The sequence below is a fragment of the Sporosarcina sp. BI001-red genome, from assembly GCF_003384035.1.
Taxonomy (GTDB): Bacteria; Bacillota; Bacilli; order Bacillales_A; family Planococcaceae; genus Sporosarcina.
This window is the reverse complement of sequence record NZ_QQAK01000004.1, coordinates 24,301-44,064: the sequence shown is the minus strand read 5'-3', so window position 1 is coordinate 44,064 and position 19,764 is coordinate 24,301. Positions and strand designations below refer to the sequence as shown.

14 protein-coding genes are annotated in these 19,764 nt (G+C 37.1%); 4 read left to right on the top strand and 10 right to left on the bottom strand.

The genetic code is table 11. The features are described from left to right. Positions 1-364 precede the first annotated feature (364 nt). Both DVB69_RS01270 and DVB69_RS01265 read left to right on the top strand, forming a co-directional pair. Positions 365-1,339, top strand: coding sequence for a ParM/StbA family protein (locus DVB69_RS01270; RefSeq protein WP_116015792.1), 975 nt, complete (start codon positions 365-367; stop codon positions 1,337-1,339). Next, positions 1,336-1,629, top strand: coding sequence for a hypothetical protein (locus DVB69_RS01265; RefSeq protein ID WP_116015790.1), 294 nt, complete (start codon positions 1,336-1,338; stop codon positions 1,627-1,629). Before DVB69_RS01270 ends, DVB69_RS01265 begins: the two co-directional genes overlap by 4 nt. 117 nt (positions 1,630-1,746) lie before the next feature. Here DVB69_RS01265 and DVB69_RS01260 read toward each other — a convergent pair whose 3' ends face one another. The 7 genes from DVB69_RS01260 to rlmD all read right to left on the bottom strand — a co-directional run bounded on the left by DVB69_RS01260 (position 1,747) and on the right by rlmD (position 15,692). Next, positions 1,747-2,184, bottom strand: coding sequence for a hypothetical protein (locus DVB69_RS01260; RefSeq protein WP_147300747.1), 438 nt, complete (start codon positions 2,182-2,184; stop codon positions 1,747-1,749). 878 nt (positions 2,185-3,062) lie between these two features. Then, a complete protein-coding gene (locus DVB69_RS01255) occupies positions 3,063-3,326 on the bottom strand; it encodes a hypothetical protein (protein ID WP_116015786.1) in 264 nt (87 codons plus the stop codon). Between the two features lie 342 nt (positions 3,327-3,668). Then, positions 3,669-6,683, bottom strand: coding sequence for a restriction endonuclease (locus DVB69_RS01250; RefSeq protein WP_116015784.1), 3,015 nt, complete (start codon positions 6,681-6,683; stop codon positions 3,669-3,671). Between the two features lie 14 nt (positions 6,684-6,697). Next, a complete protein-coding gene (locus tag DVB69_RS01245) occupies positions 6,698-8,713 on the bottom strand; it encodes a site-specific DNA-methyltransferase (RefSeq protein ID WP_116015782.1) in 2,016 nt (671 codons plus the stop codon). Positions 8,714-8,715: 2 nt separating this feature from the next. Continuing rightward, on the bottom strand, positions 8,716-9,534 hold the full coding sequence (locus DVB69_RS01240) for a PD-(D/E)XK nuclease family protein (RefSeq protein WP_370452903.1): 819 nt from the start codon (positions 9,532-9,534) through the stop codon (positions 8,716-8,718). After that, positions 9,527-12,121: an ATP-dependent helicase gene (locus tag DVB69_RS01235; RefSeq protein ID WP_116015778.1), complete on the bottom strand. Its 2,595-nt coding sequence runs from the start codon at positions 12,119-12,121 to the stop codon at positions 9,527-9,529. The genes DVB69_RS01240 and DVB69_RS01235 overlap by 8 nt, the downstream gene beginning before the upstream one ends. 2,203 nt (positions 12,122-14,324) lie before the next feature. Then, a complete protein-coding gene (gene rlmD, locus DVB69_RS01220) occupies positions 14,325-15,692 on the bottom strand; it encodes a 23S rRNA (uracil(1939)-C(5))-methyltransferase RlmD (RefSeq protein WP_116015772.1) in 1,368 nt (455 codons plus the stop codon). A gap of 119 nt (positions 15,693-15,811) precedes the next feature. Between rlmD and DVB69_RS01215 the strand changes: the two genes are divergently transcribed. Then, entirely contained in the window at positions 15,812-16,051 is a 240-nt protein-coding gene (locus tag DVB69_RS01215; protein ID WP_116015770.1) for a hypothetical protein, read from the top strand. 383 nt (positions 16,052-16,434) lie between these two features. Here the strand turns inward: DVB69_RS01215 and cydS are convergent, their stop codons facing one another. Genes cydS through DVB69_RS01205 form a run of 3 tightly spaced genes read right to left on the bottom strand, consistent with a single transcriptional unit; the run spans position 16,435 to position 18,944 of the window. Further along, positions 16,435-16,560, bottom strand: a complete 126-nt coding sequence (gene cydS / locus DVB69_RS17875) for a cytochrome bd oxidase small subunit CydS family protein (protein ID WP_255415290.1) — start codon at positions 16,558-16,560, stop codon at positions 16,435-16,437. Between the two features lie 12 nt (positions 16,561-16,572). Next, complete coding sequence (locus DVB69_RS01210) at positions 16,573-17,598, bottom strand: cytochrome d ubiquinol oxidase subunit II (RefSeq protein ID WP_116015768.1); 1,026 nt, start codon at positions 17,596-17,598, stop codon at positions 16,573-16,575. After that, positions 17,595-18,944 (bottom strand): cytochrome ubiquinol oxidase subunit I, encoded by a 1,350-nt coding sequence (locus tag DVB69_RS01205; protein WP_116015766.1) that lies wholly within the window; start codon positions 18,942-18,944, stop codon positions 17,595-17,597. Before DVB69_RS01205 ends, DVB69_RS01210 begins: the two co-directional genes overlap by 4 nt. 329 nt (positions 18,945-19,273) lie before the next feature. Here DVB69_RS01205 and DVB69_RS01200 point away from each other — a divergent pair, with 329 nt between their 5' ends. After that, positions 19,274-19,705 carry an NUDIX hydrolase gene (locus DVB69_RS01200; protein ID WP_116015764.1) on the top strand — a complete coding sequence of 144 codons (432 nt, stop codon included), beginning with the start codon at positions 19,274-19,276 and terminating at the stop codon, positions 19,703-19,705. The last annotated feature ends 59 nt before the right edge of the window (positions 19,706-19,764 follow it).

Sequence of the window (19,764 nt, the reverse complement as noted above, 5' to 3'; positions counted from 1 at the left end):
GGTTTTTAAATTCCTTTGTATAGGTTCGTCTCACTCGTTTTTCAGTCATGTAGATTCTCCTCATCTCTTTGGTTGTATTCTACAAGACCCTAACTTTTCTGTCCAAGTAAGTGTAGCCTATTCACTTACACTCCAAAAGTAGTTGAAGAGTTGAACTGAGATTGAGGGCTTCATATACAATATCTCTATAAGTAGACCCTAATACATAAGTATTTCAAAGAATAAACTATCGTTCTTTCCAACAAGTAATAAGAATTTTTAAGAATTACTTGAACAAAATCAGACCAATTTTTCTTATTTCTTCTTATATCCTTTTCTCAAACTGTATAAGATATTAAATACTCAATAGGGAAGGAGAAGTTATATGAAAGAACAGATTTTTATTTCAATTGATTCAGGAAAGCATACAACAAAAGCGATTTTACAAGGAGTTGATATTTTTAAAACAGTTCAATTTCGAACTAAAATACAGGAGGTTAGCGATATTGGAATAGATATCCCATTAGACTCCTATAAAGTTGATTACGAAAGCAAACAATATTTAGTAGGAAGCATAGTACCAGAAACACAAAGCGATTTTAATCTAAGTAAAGAAAGTTATATTCACAAGATTGCAATTTACACAGCAATAACAGAATTAATGCGTATGGCAAACTTGAGGTTTTATGATAAAAGTATAAGAATTGCAGTGAATGTGCCTATTCATGTTTATAAAAAACAAGCTCTAAAGAATTCTTTTAAAAAATTCATTGAAAATAATAACCTACCTATACAGTTTTGCTTAAATGATATGCAGTATAATTTTCATTTGAGCGAAGTTACAATTTGTTTTGAAGGTATGGGGTTAACTTATGCGAATCATGAAGAGCAAAAAAATGCCACCTCTGTTGTATTGGATATAGGTGGACTAAATACAACATACTGTACATTTGTCGGAGTACAACCTAATTTTAATAGTATGAATGTATCTCATTTAGGAATCAACACACTGAAGACAGACTTAGAGTGTGAACTTGTAGAGAAATACAACTGTAATATATCTTCAGACGATTTAGAGCACATAATTCAAAAAGGTTATTTTAGCAATATGGGTAAAGTCGAAGAAGAAAGTAAAGAAATCATCCAAAATATCAAAAAGAAGCATTTCGATAAAATTATTAACTATGCAAAACAGCATAACTACACGTTTAATCAGGACCATATTTACTTTGTTGGTGGAGGTTCACTAATTTTAAAGGAACAAATTCAAATAAACTTGCCTGAAGCAAGTATTGTGGTTAATCCTCAATATGCAAACGTCAAAAGCTTCATGGAAATTTTGAAGGTCAAATATTTATGACAAAAAACGAAAAAATCACTATCAGTTTTTTACCATCTGATAGTGATTTAATAAGTTTTATAAAGACAAAAAAAGAGTTTGGGAATCTTAGCGATTATATTCGGACTTTAATCAGAAATGACATGCAGTCAGAGCCACATTCAATTAATAGAACTAATGATGACATTATTGATAAGGTGCTTCATCTTTTGAAAACGGTCGAGGTAACAGTAAACAAAGAATGTCAGTATCCTCCCGAATCTTCTACTTTAGACATTGAATTTAAAAATGCAATCAATGATTTGTTTTAGTCAAGAAGACAACTATTAATTCAAGCTTTATATAAATACTTCTTTACATTCTAAGAGTGTCCCAATCCAAAATTAAAGAGAAATACGACAGTTAGTAATACAGGATTAATTTATCAGCTACAATTTCCAACCGATACTATTTAAAGTCTTTTCTATAATCTCTGCTTGCTTTACTAATTTCCTTTTTCGAAGTTCTAAGACAAAAATCGGCCAAGGTGGGTGAATTGCCTGATAAGGCTTTGAGTCTGGCCCCGTATACATACCTCCTCCTGGTCCGGTATATAACCCTCCACCAGGGCCTGTGTATAGCCCCCCTCCCGGCCCGGGATAAAGCCCTCCTCCTGGTCCGGTATATAACCCTCCGCCTGGGCCAGTATAAAGCCCACCTCCTGGCCCTGTATATGCACCTCCATCAGGTCCAGTATACATTCCACCTCCCGGTCCTGTGTACGCACCCCCATCAGGTCCGGTATACATTCCACCTCCCGGTCCTGTGTACGCACCTCCACCGGGACCAGTATACATATTTCGAATCCAAAATTTTGTGTTATTCATTAAATACTCCTCCCTTCATTTATTTTGCTACTAAGACAATATTCGACATTTAGGAAGCACTTTCCTTCTATGTTTATATGCTCCTGCATAAAATTTGTCATAATTTCAAAAACCATCCTGTAATATAAAGATACATGAATAGTTATCTCAACAAGATAATATATATAAATTTTTAATCAGTTATAAACCTTTTGATTACAGCCAATGAAATGTAACACCTTGATAAGTTTTTTACCACCAAATGACAATACATGTACCAGGTAATGTCAAGTTGTTTGCCACTTTGGAGATTGTCCTTCTTACAAATTTGCACGGAGAGAAGAGACGGGCATGATTGGCCCAAGCCAACTACGTGTTGCTGGTTGCCCGGCTTCGAAGCCTTACCCATAGGGGCTCCATGTCCAGTTGTTATTATTACATGCTGACTTTACAATATATAACTTTAAAAGTGTTTTATTTCTCAGCAGGCATGCGTTTTAACAAGGTGGTGAAATTACGTGGCTGTAATCACCTTTGATTTAAATTACTAAAAGTTCTCACGTTTAAAAGGAGTAGCTATTTTAAAGCCTACCCCTTTCTCATCATCCAATATTAATTCGTTTCACACTGATTTGCTATTAACTCAATCAAATCAATTCCTATTGTGTCAACGATTGCTAAAACACCTGTATAGCAAGACTGACTTTTAGTCTCCCTTTTTAAATTCTTTCAATTTCTGTTGCTGAAATTCCTACACTGTTAATTAGGTCAATGAATGACATCCCCTTGTCTTCCCTAAACTTTTGAAGCTTGTTTCTCGAATCTTTTCACATCAAAGTTACCTCCTATTGAATTTTCCTTTGTGGAAGCCTGTCAATTATTTTTATTATAGATAATCTCTAACTTTTAATTCCAAAATAGGTCTTCAATTTTTTTATACCTCTGTGTATGCATTCTCTTCTTCTCTCAAGCCTATTAAAATGAGAAATTTGCCTTTCTCTCTTTTCCCTCTCCAATGTTTTAAAGTAATCTAATATCCTTTTATTATCCTCAGAAACTGAAAAATGAAAATCAGGAACACTCATTTTTTTCCTGTTTATAGGTTTTTCTACATCAGTCTTCTTGTTCTGCTTACCCTCATTTTTTCTGTCACTATTCTCCATTGTCTTCACCTCCTTTCTATATTTGACAATAGTCATTGAACGCAAAAAAGAGGACTAAAAGCTACTCTCAAAGTTTTTTTTGAGGAGTGCTCTTAGTCCTTTTTTATAATATATAATATTGATTATATAGCATTTGATATAAAAGTGTATAGTTTCTAATTGATATCAGGCTGTATAAGTCGCACTTCTTAATGCAGTTAGAAACCTATCAATATTAATTACACTTAAAATGAACATGTGCTTGTTACTCATTCATTCTATAAAGATTCCTTTTAAATTCTATTATATTAATTCCCTATTTAATTGAAAAGCCTAAACTGTTTCTGCCCCTTCTCTCCATAGTTATTCCGTATCAATGGCGAGTTGTTCTGACTCATTTAATTCCATCCAGTCATGACTTTCTCCGGTAACAACCCTATAATTGACTCCTATTTTTTCAAAGTACTTCTTCGCACATAATATCTTTCTCTTTTCATGTGGAAAACGTAGTTCATCGAGTTTAATTCCACCTTTAGTTTCTCTTACTAATTCAAGCTTTAATCTATCCTCTTTATCATACTTACGTACAATAGCCCAATCTGGATTATAGTTCCCAATTATTTTAGGTAGATGAATTTTAAATTTAGGAGGGAATTTAAAATACAAAACCGTATGGTCCTTTTCGACGTCACGTTTTACAAGGTTTTGAACAAATTCTCGTTCTACTTCTGAATCTATTTGCACTCTATTGTACAACCCTGCACTGCCAGCATCTATTAACTCTCGTTGAGGTTGTTTTACCATTTCAGGGAATAGTTCCTCTGAGTTATATAAATCAGTATCTTCATCAATTTCGAATTCTATATTATCGACAATGTGGTCACTTAAAGTTATACGAATTTGTGATAAGAACTCAGATATCCAACCTTCTGGATTCAAAAACACTTTTTCTTGTTGCTTACTACTTATCCCCTTAAATATCGCCACTATAGTACTTTTTGTTAGTTTGGTTTCATTAGCAGTACGTGTAATAAAATCCGGGACAGGATACGTATTATTTTTAGTTTCTTCTATTTCTCTTTTTGGTTTTTCAGCTCTTTCTGTGTAAAAGTTATAAGGCTCATGTGATTTAATAGTGATTTCATTCGTGAATTTCAAAAATGGTTCTCCATATATTTCTCCTATGTGGAGAACTTTAAACCCCCTTAGATTCTCATCCTTCAAGATTTTTTTTAAATCGTCACCAGCCTTTACATAAAGCTCGTTTTCAAATCCATTACCTATTGAATTATCCATTTTAATTTTCAGTTTAGCATTGTACTCATTTATTTCAATAATCGCTATTTTATATTCAGCCATAACGAAACGACCTGTTTTAATTTCAATAACTGGGGAGGGAAATTTTATTTTATTGATGCGATATATACAGTCCTCAATCAGTTTATCTGTATTTACTTCCACTTTATACGATACTTTTTTGTTAATCTTTTTCCAAAGCTCCGTAAAATCTGAGGAGTAATACATATTATCTTTACGTTTCACTTCGCTTTGTTCCGGTTTCTTAGGTACTGGAGGTGCATATGTCCCGTCATCTCTATACTCTTTTTGAAGGTTCTTCACAAATGTTTCATATTGTTCATTAGCCACAACTGTTAATATATTGATGTCATGATTTTCTGTTCTATTACCTTTTTGGTTTACAGATAATCGTAAGCCTCGTCCTATTTCCTGTCGTTTTTTGACTATTGAGTTTGTCTGATTTAATGTACAGATTTGGAAAACGTTTGGGTTATCCCAACCTTCTTTCAAAGCCGAATGAGCAAAGATAAAAGATACAGGCTCTTCAAAACTCAATAGTTGTTCTTTGTTTTTCATTATAAGTTCGAAAGCCCTTTTTTCCATTTCTCTTTGCGGTTTTGTCTTACCATTGGTATCAACAGCATCTTCTTCTGGAGAATCTATTTTAGGTTTTGCAAAATAACCTTCACGTACTTCTGTGGCATTATGATTCTCATAAATAGGATAGTGATGTTTTAATCTTTCAAAGCATTCATCAAATATGCGCTTAATTAATCCCTCATCAGAAGTATAGTTTTTCACTCTGTCAATAAAAAATAACGATAAAACCTTAATACCTTGTTCCTTCAATACTTGCTGACGTTGCATATGCACACTAATTGTCTTTTCTATTTGAGCTCTAAAAATGCTTTCCTTAGAAAAAATTGAATCGCTTACAGATAAATTCACTTCATTATCAAATGTGATACTTTGTTCATCTTCATTTTTTCCGAATCTTATTTCCCTAACATTGCCGAATTCTTTATAATCAACATTCTTAGTCTTCAAAAATAAGGAATCGTCTTTTTTTAAAACGATATCGTCCTCTGACGATTCTCCCTGGTGAATAACTGTTGCTCTAATAACTGCACGCAATGGGTTCCTTTTAATTTCCAGCAATCGTAGCATCTGTTCGTTTATATTATCTAACTCTGATATTCCAACTACTTCTATTTGCTTAACCAAATTGTTCTTGAAAGCATCAAGAGGTGTCAATTTATATAGAAGATTAGGGGTCTCAGTATGCGTTGCAGAATAACGTACTACAACTAATGGTTTAAGGGTTCGAATTGCTTCTTTAGACTTTTTTGTTTCAAAGTTTTGTGCTTCATCCAATATTAATATGGGCCGCGTATTTTGAATATACTCATAGGGTTTCATTTGACCTGCTAACTTTTCAGTGTTTTTAAAGATATTATTTCCAGCTTTATTGAACGAATCAATGGTCATTACCATCACTGTTAAGTCTGTGCTACTTGCATAGCTATTGAGTTCACCAATTTTGGAGCTATCGTAGGACATGACTGAAATATCTTGATTATCATATATCTGTCTGAAGTGATTTCTCATTGTATCAATGGATTTCAAAACTCCTTGGTATATCGCAACGCTTGGTACAACAATAATAAATTTCGTAAAGCCATATTTTTTTCTTAACTCAAATAGAGTACGCAGATATACATAAGTTTTCCCAGTACCTGTTTCCATTTCTATGGTGAAATTTGGCACTCTTACTGAGTCATTACCTGCAACCTCCAATACCATTCCATCATCTACTTCAAGGTCATTTGAAATTTCAATTGAGCTTCCACGCCCTTCAAAACTGTTTCTCGTTTGAACCATCTGTAGATTATCAAAAAGTAATATTTCATCTAACATTTCATCTTTTGGCCAATTCGGTATGACATCATTTATTGCACCAGAAAGGAGTTCATTTTGTTCTTGAAATGGCAATCCTTCAAATAAATCAACTACACTGGAGATGGCATCTAATTGGAATTGTTGGTCAGCATCATATTGAAACTTTAGTTTTTCTCCCATTCAGCTCATCCCCTTCATATTGTTTTCACATTCATCATTTCACTCAGTAAAACTTTTTGCTTATTTGATAATGAATCATCAATACAAATAAAAGTTGATTTTTCGTAATATGCCTTTAAATATTCTTCAGTTTCGTCGACTAACTTTTCATCTAAACAGATAACCAGTGAAAAAGGTACATCTTCATGTCGAACGATTAATAATTTATTTCCAGAATCCTCTTTTTTAGTAATCATGCTATCTAATGGGAATCCTTGATTTAACATTAATTCTATTACAATATTTATTTCACTTTCATCATCATCTAATGGATTTGTCATAAACAAATCTAAGTTCTTATATAAGTCATCCATATTTATACTATCTTTATCATTCCACTTTTTGATATTCGTTTTGGACATCTGATAAAATTCAAACCCAAAAACCGGTTCTCCTGCGTTATTTTCACTTTTCTCTAAAGTGTGGATACTATTTTTTAAGCGTTGCTTAGTTAGTTCAGTAATCGTATGGTATGCAGAGCCTTTAGGTGTCTCTGGTAATTGAACTAAAATAAATTTCCTATTACCACTATCTTTGCTGTTCATATCTAAAACAGCATGTCCCGTTGAGCCTGAACCAGCAAAAAAGTCTAATACAATACCATCCTTATTACTATTATCATTGATTTTTATACATCTTTGAATTAGCTCAATCGGTTTCTTACCATTAGGAAAAGATATACCTCCTTCTTTTCCTACATTGTTATAATCTATATCATCCCATAATGTACTTAGTCTTTCCTTTTTAAATAGCGTTCCATCAATTTCATCAACAACGTCATTTAGCCAAATAACTCTTCTTACGGAATTACTGATATAATGATGCTTAACCATTTCTCCTCTCATACGACCGGAACGAGGTGTATACTCTACCTCAAACATATTTCCCGATTCTAATACTCCGGATGCATCAATTACTCTCGTTCTAATACTCGATTGAGCATTCGTGTCTGAGAATATTCTATCGAGGTACTTTTTATAAACTTCCTCTTCAGATAATCCTTCACTTTTCATTAGCTGATTAACTGTTGTTCTTTTTACATTCTCTCTTAGATATACATCGATTGCATTGCCTTTTCCATCGTATGTCGTTGTAAGTTTTTTCCTTGTTCCCATATCTGTTAAAACACTTGTATATTTCCAACTTTGTTCTTGTTCTCTCATTTCTGATATTAAATCCATTAGATTTTCATTTTGGTAAAGATTAGCTAACGGGCTGAGTTCATCAATGCTCTTGGCATATATATGAATATATTCTAAATTCTTTTTAAGTCTTTTGTCCTCACCGCCCCCTGAGGCTCCAGCATTCACTTTAGATTTCACAGATATAGTATTGATATGATTCTCTTCACCAAAAATCTCATCTAAAACTTTTCTTAAATTTGCCTCTTCAATGTCAGAGATGGAAACACAAATGACACCATCTTTTTTCAATAAACTCCAAGCAATTTTCAGCCTTGGATACATCATATTCAACCAGTTTGCATGATACCGACCACTCGCTTTGGGGTTACTGGTTAAAAGACCATCATCATCAGCTTGTTTTGATTTATGCAAATAACTTTCAACAGGTTCCTTAAATGTATCTTTGTATATATAATCATTATCTGTGTTATAGGGTGGGTCAATATAAATAGTCTGTATCCTACCTGCATAACTTTTTTGTAAGATTCTTAGGACCTCTAAATTATCTCCTTCAATTAGGATATTATTGGTTTCATCTTCATTAATACCATCACCAACAACTTTTCTTAAAGTTCCAGTTGAGGGCACAGAAGCGAGCTTTCTTGCTTGTTTTTTTCCAACCCATTGTAATCCGAAAAACTCCCCATAATCTGTTTCTACCGTATCACTTTGCATCGCATTTACTAATTCTTTAATCGTTTCGACATTAATTTGCCCATCACTAAATGCCTCCGGAAAAAGTTCTTTCAGGATTCTTACTCTTTCTTCATCAGTTCGGTCAGGTCTTTTTAATTCTTCAATTGACATTTTCACACCTCTTCTTCTAATGTTGTTTCAATTTGTTCTACTCGTTCCTGTTCCGTACCATAGTCTTCATAAAACGATAAAAAATCATTTGATACACGACTTGAATTAAAAGCATATTCTTTATATGTATCGCAAGAGAATCTTGCATCACAGTTTCTACAAACATGTACTGCAAACGTTTTATTACCAAGAATCTTCGAGTTGATTTTTTCTATAGACGGTGCTTCAAAACAATGCTCCTCAATTTTGTCGACAACTACCCCAAAAGATTCAAGATACCCTTCTATTCTTTCATCTGCTATGTCAATAGGTACTTCAGGTTCCCATTCTTCAAGAGCTTCTTCTAAGAGATTATCATTATTTGTCAAAAACGAACGTTGCTTTGCTCTTCGCAACCCTTGTGTTTCACCAGTCGCAAGAATTGATGTCCCATCTAATTCCTGTTCCCTAACTGATTGCCAAACGTGAGCATAGATGTTTAATTGTCCCTCATAATCTTTCTTGTTACTTCTAACAAAATCTGCATCTTGCGTTTTTATATCATACATGACTGTGCGGTCGTCTTCTTTCACTACGTCCACAACCCCCTGTATTGTATAGGGTCTACCCGATGGTGTACTCTGTTGTGGGAGTGTTAATCTCACCTCTGTGTCAGATACATTTTCTGCAACATGCCTAAGCTTCTTCCAATAATTTTTAACTTGTTCCAACGCTAATTTCTTCACTTGTGGAGATAAAGAATGACCCCCTTCTAATCTTAGCAGTTCGTAATTTTCTTCAAAAGATTCTTCAATAAATTGAAACATCTCATTATTATTCATTACTATCACTCCTTGAGGAAATGATTTGATTGTGAATATCTTCGATTGTTTGGTGTACCAGACTGCCAAATAACATTGTCTGAGAACGAGATGGAACAAATCCATATTTTTTAAAGACCATATAGTTCCTCGGGCACTTAATATACATTAGGTAATCACTTGTATAAGAATAAACTTTTGGAATATCATTTATTTTAATTTCTGAATTGGATAGTTTGGAAACATCAAGTTCTGAAGCAACCGGATAATTCATTTCATCGAGCAGTTGCTTGAAAGCGGGGGCAACCACTTGCCCCTGTCCTCTTAGATTCGTAATAAGTAATCCTTTTTCTGCTCTGGATAAGGCTACATAAAACATTCTCATTATATCAAACTCAGATACTCGGCTCAAAGGTTCGTTTTCTGAGTCGATTAATGGTCTAACAATCTCCTCCGGACGTGGGACCCCTGAATTTTTCTTACCTGGGTTTCCCAAAATGACATATGGAAATTCTAATCCTTTTGATTGGTGAATTGTTAGGAATGAAACTCTTCCTTTTGGAAATGGAGTTTCTGGATTCTCAACTTCTGATTCACCTATCCTAAATAGCCCATAGACGTATCTACCAAAGAAATCATTTGAAAACCGGTCTTCAATTAACCTTGCACCTGTTAACATTGATTGTGATTGCTCCATATATCTTGATAAGTATTCGGAAATCATAGAGAGATTTGAAATTGGACCCTCATCATCACCGTTCTCCGCTTTTTTAAACATATGAGAGAAATATGAGAATCCACAAAGCCGATAAAACAAATCTAATACATTCCAATCCACTGAAGTTGACCTATTTAGAATATACTGCAGGGTAAATGGTCTCAAGCCCTTACTGCGCTCCTCAATCACTTTATCTAAACGTCCAGTACCAAGTCCACTCATCGTTTGTTCTGAAATAAGGGGGGTATTTGATAAAACCCTCTTGTGCTTCTTTGGATGGTAAGCATCTGTTGTCGACCAATCGTTGTCATTCACCGTTTTTAAAAGACGAATGTAGTCTTCTTTACACCTACGCAATTCCTTCTTTTTAGTATGTACAAACGTTTCTAAACGACTATCCTTGACCATAAGTTGTTTAGCAACTTCTTCACAATCTCTTAACCACCCATGATATTCTTTATATGCTCCTGCATAATCTTGCCTTACTGGTTTCCCCATTATTTGAGATATAACACCAAACATCGCTTTCGCTTCTTTCACTTCCAAAAAACGTCCAGCTCTTGGAGCATATACGCTAATCCCCTCATCTTCCAATGACTTCTTCATTTGTTTAACGTGATTACTTTTTAAAGAGGGAAATAAAAATGCTATTTCATTAGGGTCTTCTACTTTCTTCTCATCTATTAAACTTTTAACGAATTCGGCAATTTCCTTTGATACACTTTCTGAATTGCCTGGCTTAGTTGTTATAACCGATATGTCGTTATCTTGTTGCTGGGGTTGAATATCTTTATCATGTAATCGATAATATCCTCTCCCATCTTCTCTAATCCAACTTACCTTCTCCATGAATTGCTTATAAGTAGACACAATCTGATTTTTAGAACGATAATTAGTGTTTAATTTAATTTCTTTTGGCTTGGTTTGCAGGTACAATTCAGTTCGCTTCGGAAATTGAACAAAATTCTCGACAGTCGCACCCCTGAATCTATACAATGCCTGGTCGTCATCACCAACTACACAAAAATTTTTACTACCTTTCGCCAGCCTGAAGAAGAGCTGTTCTTGAATTCTATTAGTATCTTGATATTCATCTATGATTATATGGTCAAATTCATAAGCCGTATGGTCACTTAGAAGCAGTTGAGTGTATGCCCTCTGTTGTAATAATGAAAAATCTACCATATTAGATTTTTCAAGTTTTAGCTTATACCATTCGTAAACACGAGCTATTTGCTTTAAAACTTGTTCATCCTCATTTTGTGCATAATCTATAATTTTTTGAGTTTGTAGATTTTCCTCTGAAAATCGATTAAAAATAGATATTAACAAAGTAGTAGTATCATGACGAGACGCAAATTCAAACGACATCCCTGTTAGATACTGTCTTACATCTAAACGCCATTCGTTTTCGTTCACAACAAGTAATTCCTCTATCCCTTTCCAAAATACAGAAGAATTTATATAAAAGTATTGGTCCAACTCGTCTAATAATATAGGAGGCTTAACTCTGGAGCGTTCTTTGATAAAACGTCTGTCTCCAATTATTTTCTGACAAAGTGAATGAACAGTACCAATATACATTCTTGAAATATCGTAGGGAACGCCTGTTATGTTTGTAACTGAACCTAATATAGTTTGTAGACCATCTTTTAGCTGTTTAGAAGCCTTTTCTGTAAATGTTGATAAAAATATCTTTTCCGGTAAAATACCTTGAAAAACTATAGCATTTACTGTTCTCCATAAAAGAACTCTTGTTTTCCCAGACCCTGGTCCAGCCATTAAGAACAAAGGGCCATTTAATGATTTTATTGCCTCGAGTTGCCCAGCATTAGGAGTGAATTTATGTACCGTAAAAAGGTCTTCTAACGTAAGTCGTTGATTGAACATCTTACTATCCCCTTCCAAAGTCTTTTATTTATAGTATCATTTTACCATTACATAAGATAAATTACTTGGATATATTTTACTTATAATCATTTTGTAAACTAATCTAATTTACGATGACAATTAGTAAGGAATACTTTTTGAAGGGGTAGCTAATTATGATTGCAATTCGTGTTAACTTACAAGGCGTCCCTTATGCCCACAATGCTTCGATTTTACCTCGCCCTACAGTTTGTCTACTAAATTGTTTAGAAGGCGCCAGAGGGATTATAAAACTCTTTAAATAGATACTAATTAGTGTTTCAAAAGTATAGACTTTACATCATAGAAATGGTGTGGTCTTCCTCAAAAGTGATATGATTCCGACTTCAATGTTCAATTAGATTAATTCACAAAGAGATATACATATAAATTGTTAAATAGTCCCAACTACAATGGTAAGGTCTTTCTATATAAAGGCACTACTTAATATGATAAGTAATCAAGTTCGCTTCCATTGTATCCATTTGGTTCATAACGCTTCTTTCCGTTCCAAACATACCAATTCCCCACGCAGTTAATTTGAATAGTTCTACGAGGCTTACAGAACACTTTAAACACATACCGCAAATGAATATACTGAATTAGTTTGTATCTATTGTATTTAGAAAATACGTAGATAGATTAGCACTTCGTTAAAACTTGTGTCATATAATTAGTTATGACTTTCAGATAATATTTAAAAACCTTAAGGATTGGTACGTTTTTTAGAATTAGAAGGTATGGGCTTGAATTGTTTTTTGAAGTTTGTTTTTGATAAAATTTGGTTTTGTATGTTTTGACATTTTTCAGGAGCTCTTTTAGTGGTTTCAATATCGCATTTCGACTTTTTTATAGACTGTATAGGTTTATGTTTTCCGAAAGTTGTTTTCGATTCAAAGCACTGGTACGTATGGTTTCAAAGCACTTTCTTAAAAAAATGAACAACTAACTTAAATTTCAGATATTATATAGAGTATGTTGTTATCGTTTCCGAGTAAGGCGTATTATTTTGATTTAGATATAATTAGATTTTAAGTGTTTTGAATATTTAACAGGTCACCATTCCTGGTTAACATGAAGACTTTCAGCCTTTTTATATGAACCGGAATTTCAAGAGTGGAATATTTCTTCTAAGTACTGGTCGGCATGACCGGATGACTTTTTCAAAAATAGAACAACATGCTTAAATCAATCTTTCTCTCCACTTGCTAATTAAGAGATGATAATATGAACAGGTATGAATTCTTTACATACAAGTTTGTAAATACTTAGAATCTGTTACTTCTTTAATAAGAATAATTATATGAGCTTCTTGAGGGAGTTCATAATTTGTGTAATCCTATTAGTTTCTTTTGTAATTAAAACTTTTTTAATTCCAACCAGGAGAAACTAATATTTGCAATCCGACTCCTGGTCCGTAGTCCCACATTTTAACCCAAGGGTATGACCCCTCAGGTAGTACAAAAGTTCTCTCCTCTAAAGGCTCTATAGCAGTATCTGAACTCGCACATCCGCTTATAAATGTAGCTGGATGAATTAAAACTTTTCGACCTGTATCATTAAAATATATAAATTTCATTGCACAAATTCCTCACTTTCAATTTTTATATACAACAGCTGTACTGCATTAAATGGTCTCGATATCTGCCTAACATATAAATAGACTGTGTAATCAAAGCTAATTTCACCAAACTAAGTAATATCAAAGTTAAATGCAGTCATTACAATTTTTGAGCTTATGAATAGAAATTGCTAATTGTACAATAGAGATACCTTCCATAGGGAATACTTCTTCAAAAGAAGTATTCCCCCCTTCTCCTTCTACCAAAAAAGGAGAAAAGGGTTTAATTTTCCTCCTTTTCTCCTCGCTACTATGTTCCTTTATAAAAAAGTCACTTCATGAAAAACGTTGCCAGGGCGCAATGGACCGTTGGGATTTAAAATAATGTCAGGATATGATTCCCGCGTTTCCGCCGGTTTTCTCTCCATTTTTGAGCACTTTTCCAGCGTTTCCCCCTCTTTTTTTTCCCGTTTTTCTCGATTTCGAATAAAGATTTGCGAGAAATCGTTTGAAGGAATACAGGCACCGTGCCGGTTCAGGGGTTTTCTGGGACATGTCTTTATTGCAAACCACGCCTGCCCCCATGCACGACTTTATTTTAACTTGCACGTCTTTATTATGGGGCTACAATTTTAACTCAATCAACGCCACGCACTCGATATGTGTGGAATGTGGGAACATGTCCACTGGTTGAATTTCTTGCGTTTTGTAGCCGCCATCTTCTAAGATACGGAGATCTCGAGCTAACGTTGCGGGGTTGCATGATACGTATACTACGCGACCTGGTTTGTGTGTGAGAATCGTTTCTAGCAGCTTTTCGTCGCATCCTTTTCGTGGTGGATCGACGACTAAGACATCGAACGTTTTTCCTTCACTGTACCATTTCGGAATGACGTCTTCAGAGGCACCTGTTTCGAAGTGTGCATTGGCAATGCCGTTTAGAGTAGCATTCCGTTTTGCGTCTTCAATTGCCTGCGGAACGATTTCAACGCCGTATACTTCTTTTGCTTGTTTCGCTAGGAAAAGTGAGATTGTTCCGATACCGCAGTAAGCATCGATGACTGTTTCAGTTCCTGTTAACTGCGCGAAGTTGAGTGCTTGGTTGTAAAGCGTTTCTGTTTGCACAGGATTTACTTGATAGAACGAGCGAGCCGAGATTTCAAAGTCAACGCCGCCGATTGAGTCGATGATGACGTCTTTGCCATAGAGATTCAAGGTTTCATTGCCAAAAATGACGTTTGTCTTTTGTGTATTGACGTTTTGCATGATGGATGTGACGTTTGGAACTACACGTTTGATGGCTTTGATGACTTGGTCAGCTTCCGGGAATTTACGTCGTGCGGTGACGAGGACGACCATAAGTTCACCTGTTGCGCGGGCTTTTCTGACGACCAGGTGGCGCAAGAAGCCTTTGTTTTTGTGTTCGTCGTATGCGTCGATACCAAGGATTTGAAGTTCGCGTTTCAACATCGCCATGAGTTCGTCGGCTTCATCGCTCTGGATGATACAGACATCGGTGTCCACGATATGGTGCGTTTTCGAGCGATAAAATCCAGAGACGACTTGGCCATCGCGTTCGCTGAAAGGAATTTGGGATTTGTTCCGATAGCGCCATGGGTCTTCCATGCCAAGTACTGGATGCACAGGGACGTCCGGAAGTTTTGCAATGCGGTCGATTGCGTCGCGAACGATTTTTTGTTTTTGCTTCAGTTGTGCTTCGTAGGTCAAGTGTTGAATCTGACATCCGCCACATTCCGGATAGACGTGACATGGCCCTTCAATTCGTTCAGGTGAAGGTGTGATGATGTTAAGTAATTTAGCAAATCCGTAGTTTTTCAGGGTTTTGCCGACTTTGACTTCGACTTCTTCACCGGGTAATGTACCTGGGATGAATAGCGGATAGCCTTGGACTTTTCCGACGCCTGATCCGTCGTGGGTGAGGTCTTCTATGTGAACGACTAAGCGGTCGTTTTGGTTTACTGCATAGGTCATGAGTTCGTGCCCTCCAGTTTTCGGTCTGTACTGTAGTTTACCATAGGTCGGGGCGAGTTGCTTGAGTCGATTTTGTGGAAGATGGAGAGGGATTGGGGTTTGCTTGAGGGGAGTTGTGGTTGCTTGATCACTTTCTAGCCTCGCTTGAGCGGATTGGTGGTCTGCTTGATCACTTTCTGGCCTCGCTTGAGCAGATTGGTGGTCTGCTTGATCACTTTCTGGCCATGCTTGAGCGGATCGAAGGTTGCTTGATCACTTCCAGGCCTCGCTTGAGCAGATTAACAACTCACTTGATCACTTTTCCAGCTTTAGCGGAATCTCCGCACGAAAATGTGACGCGAAGCGGCTCTACAAATTAATCTTGGTTTTCGTTCTTTGACCTTGGAAAGATAGATTGGTCGCGAGTTTTTAAGTAGTTTGGCGGTTTTTTTGGTGCCGCGGACTTTAGTTTTTTATATACTCCTACGAATTCTGTCCTTGCTTGATCACTTTCTGTGGCCGCTTGAGCGGATTGTGGTCTGCTTGATCACTTTCTAGCCTCGCTTGAGCAGATTGTGGGTTGCTTGATCACTTCCTGGCCCCACTTGAGCAGATTGAGTGCCTCCTTGATCACTTTTCCACTTGCTTGAGCGAAATTGAGATATCCTTGAGCATCATGAAGCGGTCCCCTTGTGTTGGAGCGCTACGCGAGCAGGGACGAGCGCTTTCCATGAAAAAAGAGCTGCCTCAGCAGCCCATTTCCTCATTTCTTCTTGTCCTCTTTCTTACGGTCAGTCACCCATCCGTCCATTGGTGCGACGAAAAAAGCGACGATGATTAATCCGATTAGCACAATGAATGGTGCGTAAAACATGATGAAGTGTTCCAAACAATCTCCCCCTTATGCATGATAATCGCCTTTGCCGCTCACGTAGTCTTTATCAAACAAGAATAGACGCATGACTAGGATCAGTGACGGGATGAGTAGGCAAAGTCCGAGTATGAACACGACGATGAGTGAGATCGCCATTGCTGGATTCGTAAAGCTGTCGTAAATCGTTAAATACGGATACAGCAAGTACGGATAGTGAGATGCTCCATATCCATAAAATGCAAACGCGAATTGACCCGCGAGCATTGTGAATGCCCATCCATATTGACGTTTCGTATAGAGTAAGATCACTGTACCGATAAATAACAACAAGGATATCACGAACATCGGCCAGAAATTCTGGATGTTGTTGTAGTGCTCTGGTTGATGTCTTCTAAGCTCAACGATGATCCCACCTGCTGCAATCATTGTCGGCAGTGACCAAGTGAGTGCATACCTGCGAAGTAACCCCGTTGCTTCTACGTCACGTGCTTTGTTTGCATACCACGTGAGGAATACAGCTGAAATGTACAACGTCGCTGAAATGCTGAGCACAACGATCGACCAGGTCAATGGACTTGTGAACAGCTTCCAATAGTCGAGTACCGGATTGCCACCAATGATTTCGATGAATCCACCTTCCGAAATCGTCAGCACGATTGAAAGCGATGCTGGAATGAGGATACCCGCCAGTCCGTACATAAACGAGTAGCCTTTGTGTCCACGGGATCCATACGTTTCAAACGCATAGTAGGAACCCCGGATTGCCAGTAGAATTACTCCAAAACTGACTGGTACGAGCAATGTCGTTCCGTAGTAAAAGGCCGTTTTCGGGAAAAACCCGATGATGCCTACGAAGAAGAACACAAGAAAGACGTTTGTGATTTCCCAGACTGGGGACAAATAGCGTTGAATGACTTTCGTTAGTACGCGCTGTTTTCCGGTGATCACGGAATAGGCATTGAAAAACCCGGCACCAAAATCGATCGCACCGACCATAATGTACCCAAACAAAAACGTCCACAATACGGTGATTCCAAGAATCTCAAGGTTCATCGTACATCACGTCCCCTCATTGCATGACGGTCTTCCAATTCTTTTTCAACTGTATTGTGACGGAACATGCGGCGTAAAACAACGACACTTCCGACACCAAGTACGAGATAGAGCAAGCAGAACAGAATGAGCATAGAGTCTACTTGATCACTTGTCGTTGCGGCTTCGGATACTTTCATAAGATCTCGCAAAATCCATGGTTGTCGACCAACTTCTGCAAACCACCATCCAAATTCAATGGCGAGAAGCGAAAGCGGTGCTCCGAGAACAATGAGCCAGCGGAACCACTTCGAAGCAATGAAGTTCCATTCCTTCCACTTTCCTATGAGGAATACGGCCGATAAGAAGGCCATCCACATGCCGATGAATACCATCAAGTTAAATAAGTAATGAATATAGAGAGGCGGTACTTCATCCTCAGGGAACTGATCGAGTCCCTTAACTTCAGCGAACGGATTGTTTGCCGCCAGAATTGAAAGTCCGTATGGGATTTTGAGAGCATACTTGACTTCATTGTCCTTCGTCAGGACTCCCATTAAAATGAGCTCAGCTTTGTCGGTCGTTTCAAAGTGCCATTCGGCAGCGGCCAGCTTTTCTGGCTGATACTCTGCTAAATACTTACCTGAGAAGTCCCCTATAATGGCTGCACCGATTGAGAAGATGAATCCGACTTTCATGGTCAGCAGTAGCGCTTTCTTGTGATAAACATGATCTGATCCACGCAATAAACGGAACGCGGCGATTGCTGCTAAAATAAATGCAGCGGTCATGAATGCAGTAACAACCACGTGCGCAACTTTAGTCGGCATTGCTGGGTTGAACATGGCAAGCAATGGACTGATGTTAACCAGTTCTCCATTAACAATATCAAATCCGCGCGGTGCGTTCATAAACGCGTTCACAATGGTAATAAATACTGCAGAGAACATTGCACCGAGTGCTACTGGGATGAGTAAGAGCAAATGCTTTTTCTGGTTTTCAAATCGATCCCACGTATACAAATAAATACCAAGGAAGATCGCTTCAAAGAAGAATGCGAACGTTTCCATGAATAACGGCAGTGCAATAACGTTACCGGCTAATTCCATGAAATTTGGCCATAATAACGAGAGTTGTAACCCGATTGCGGTACCGGTAACGACACCAACGGCTACAGTGATTACGAATCCGCGTGCCCACCTTCTTGCGAGTAAAATATAATGCTCGTCATTTTTCCGAATTCCCACCCACTGAGCTATCATAATCATGAGGGGTACACCGACACCAATGGTTGCGTAAATGATATGAAATGATAAGGTCGTTTCGGTCAAGACGCGCGAGAAAAATACGGCTTCTTCATTTCCCATATGCGTTGCCTCCTTCACTAATAGAGTATCCCTCTATTGGTTGGGTTTTATCCAAGTAACCTTCCAACTATCGAGAGAAGCATTACGCCCGCGACGCCAAATGCTAACCACATGAGGATCTTTTCCTGTTTTTTGTACACCGGGACACATCCTTTCAAAAAAATTCTTAAAAGTTATTTAACTTATGTATTACGTACTTTCCCCAATTCGGATTAAATTACGCCTATTTGGGTAAATAAAAGTAATGGAGTTATGACGAGTCATTGGTTGAATACTTGAATTATTGTTAATTGTAGTGTATACTAGTACGATTAAGCGAGGTGAACGTAATGAAACTAAAACGTAAAGTTCTTGCCTATATTACAAAGGGTGAAGAAGATGAACGCCAACTCCTTGTGTTCGAGCATAGGGACTTCCCTGAAGCTGGACTCCAAGTACCGGGTGGCACGATCGAACGGGACGAACTACTGATCGATGCCTTATATCGAGAGATTGAGGAAGAATCTGGAATCCAACGTGATGAACTTGTATTATGTGGAAAACTGCATAAAACGAACTTTTTCCCGAAAGATAAAGATGAAGTTCTCGAGCGCAACGTTTTCCACTTCGATTACGTTGGAAGTCATGAACGTGAGTGGGATTATAAGGTGCATGGTGATGGAAAAGATGAAGGATTGGTGTTCCAATTTAAGTGGATTCCTGTCGAAGATCTTCCGAAGCTTGCATCCAAACAAGATCAGGCACTGGAGTTTATTGAATAAGAGTTGGTCATTAGCAACGAGCCTTGTGCTCGTTGTTTTTTTGTTGGGATAGAGAGTGG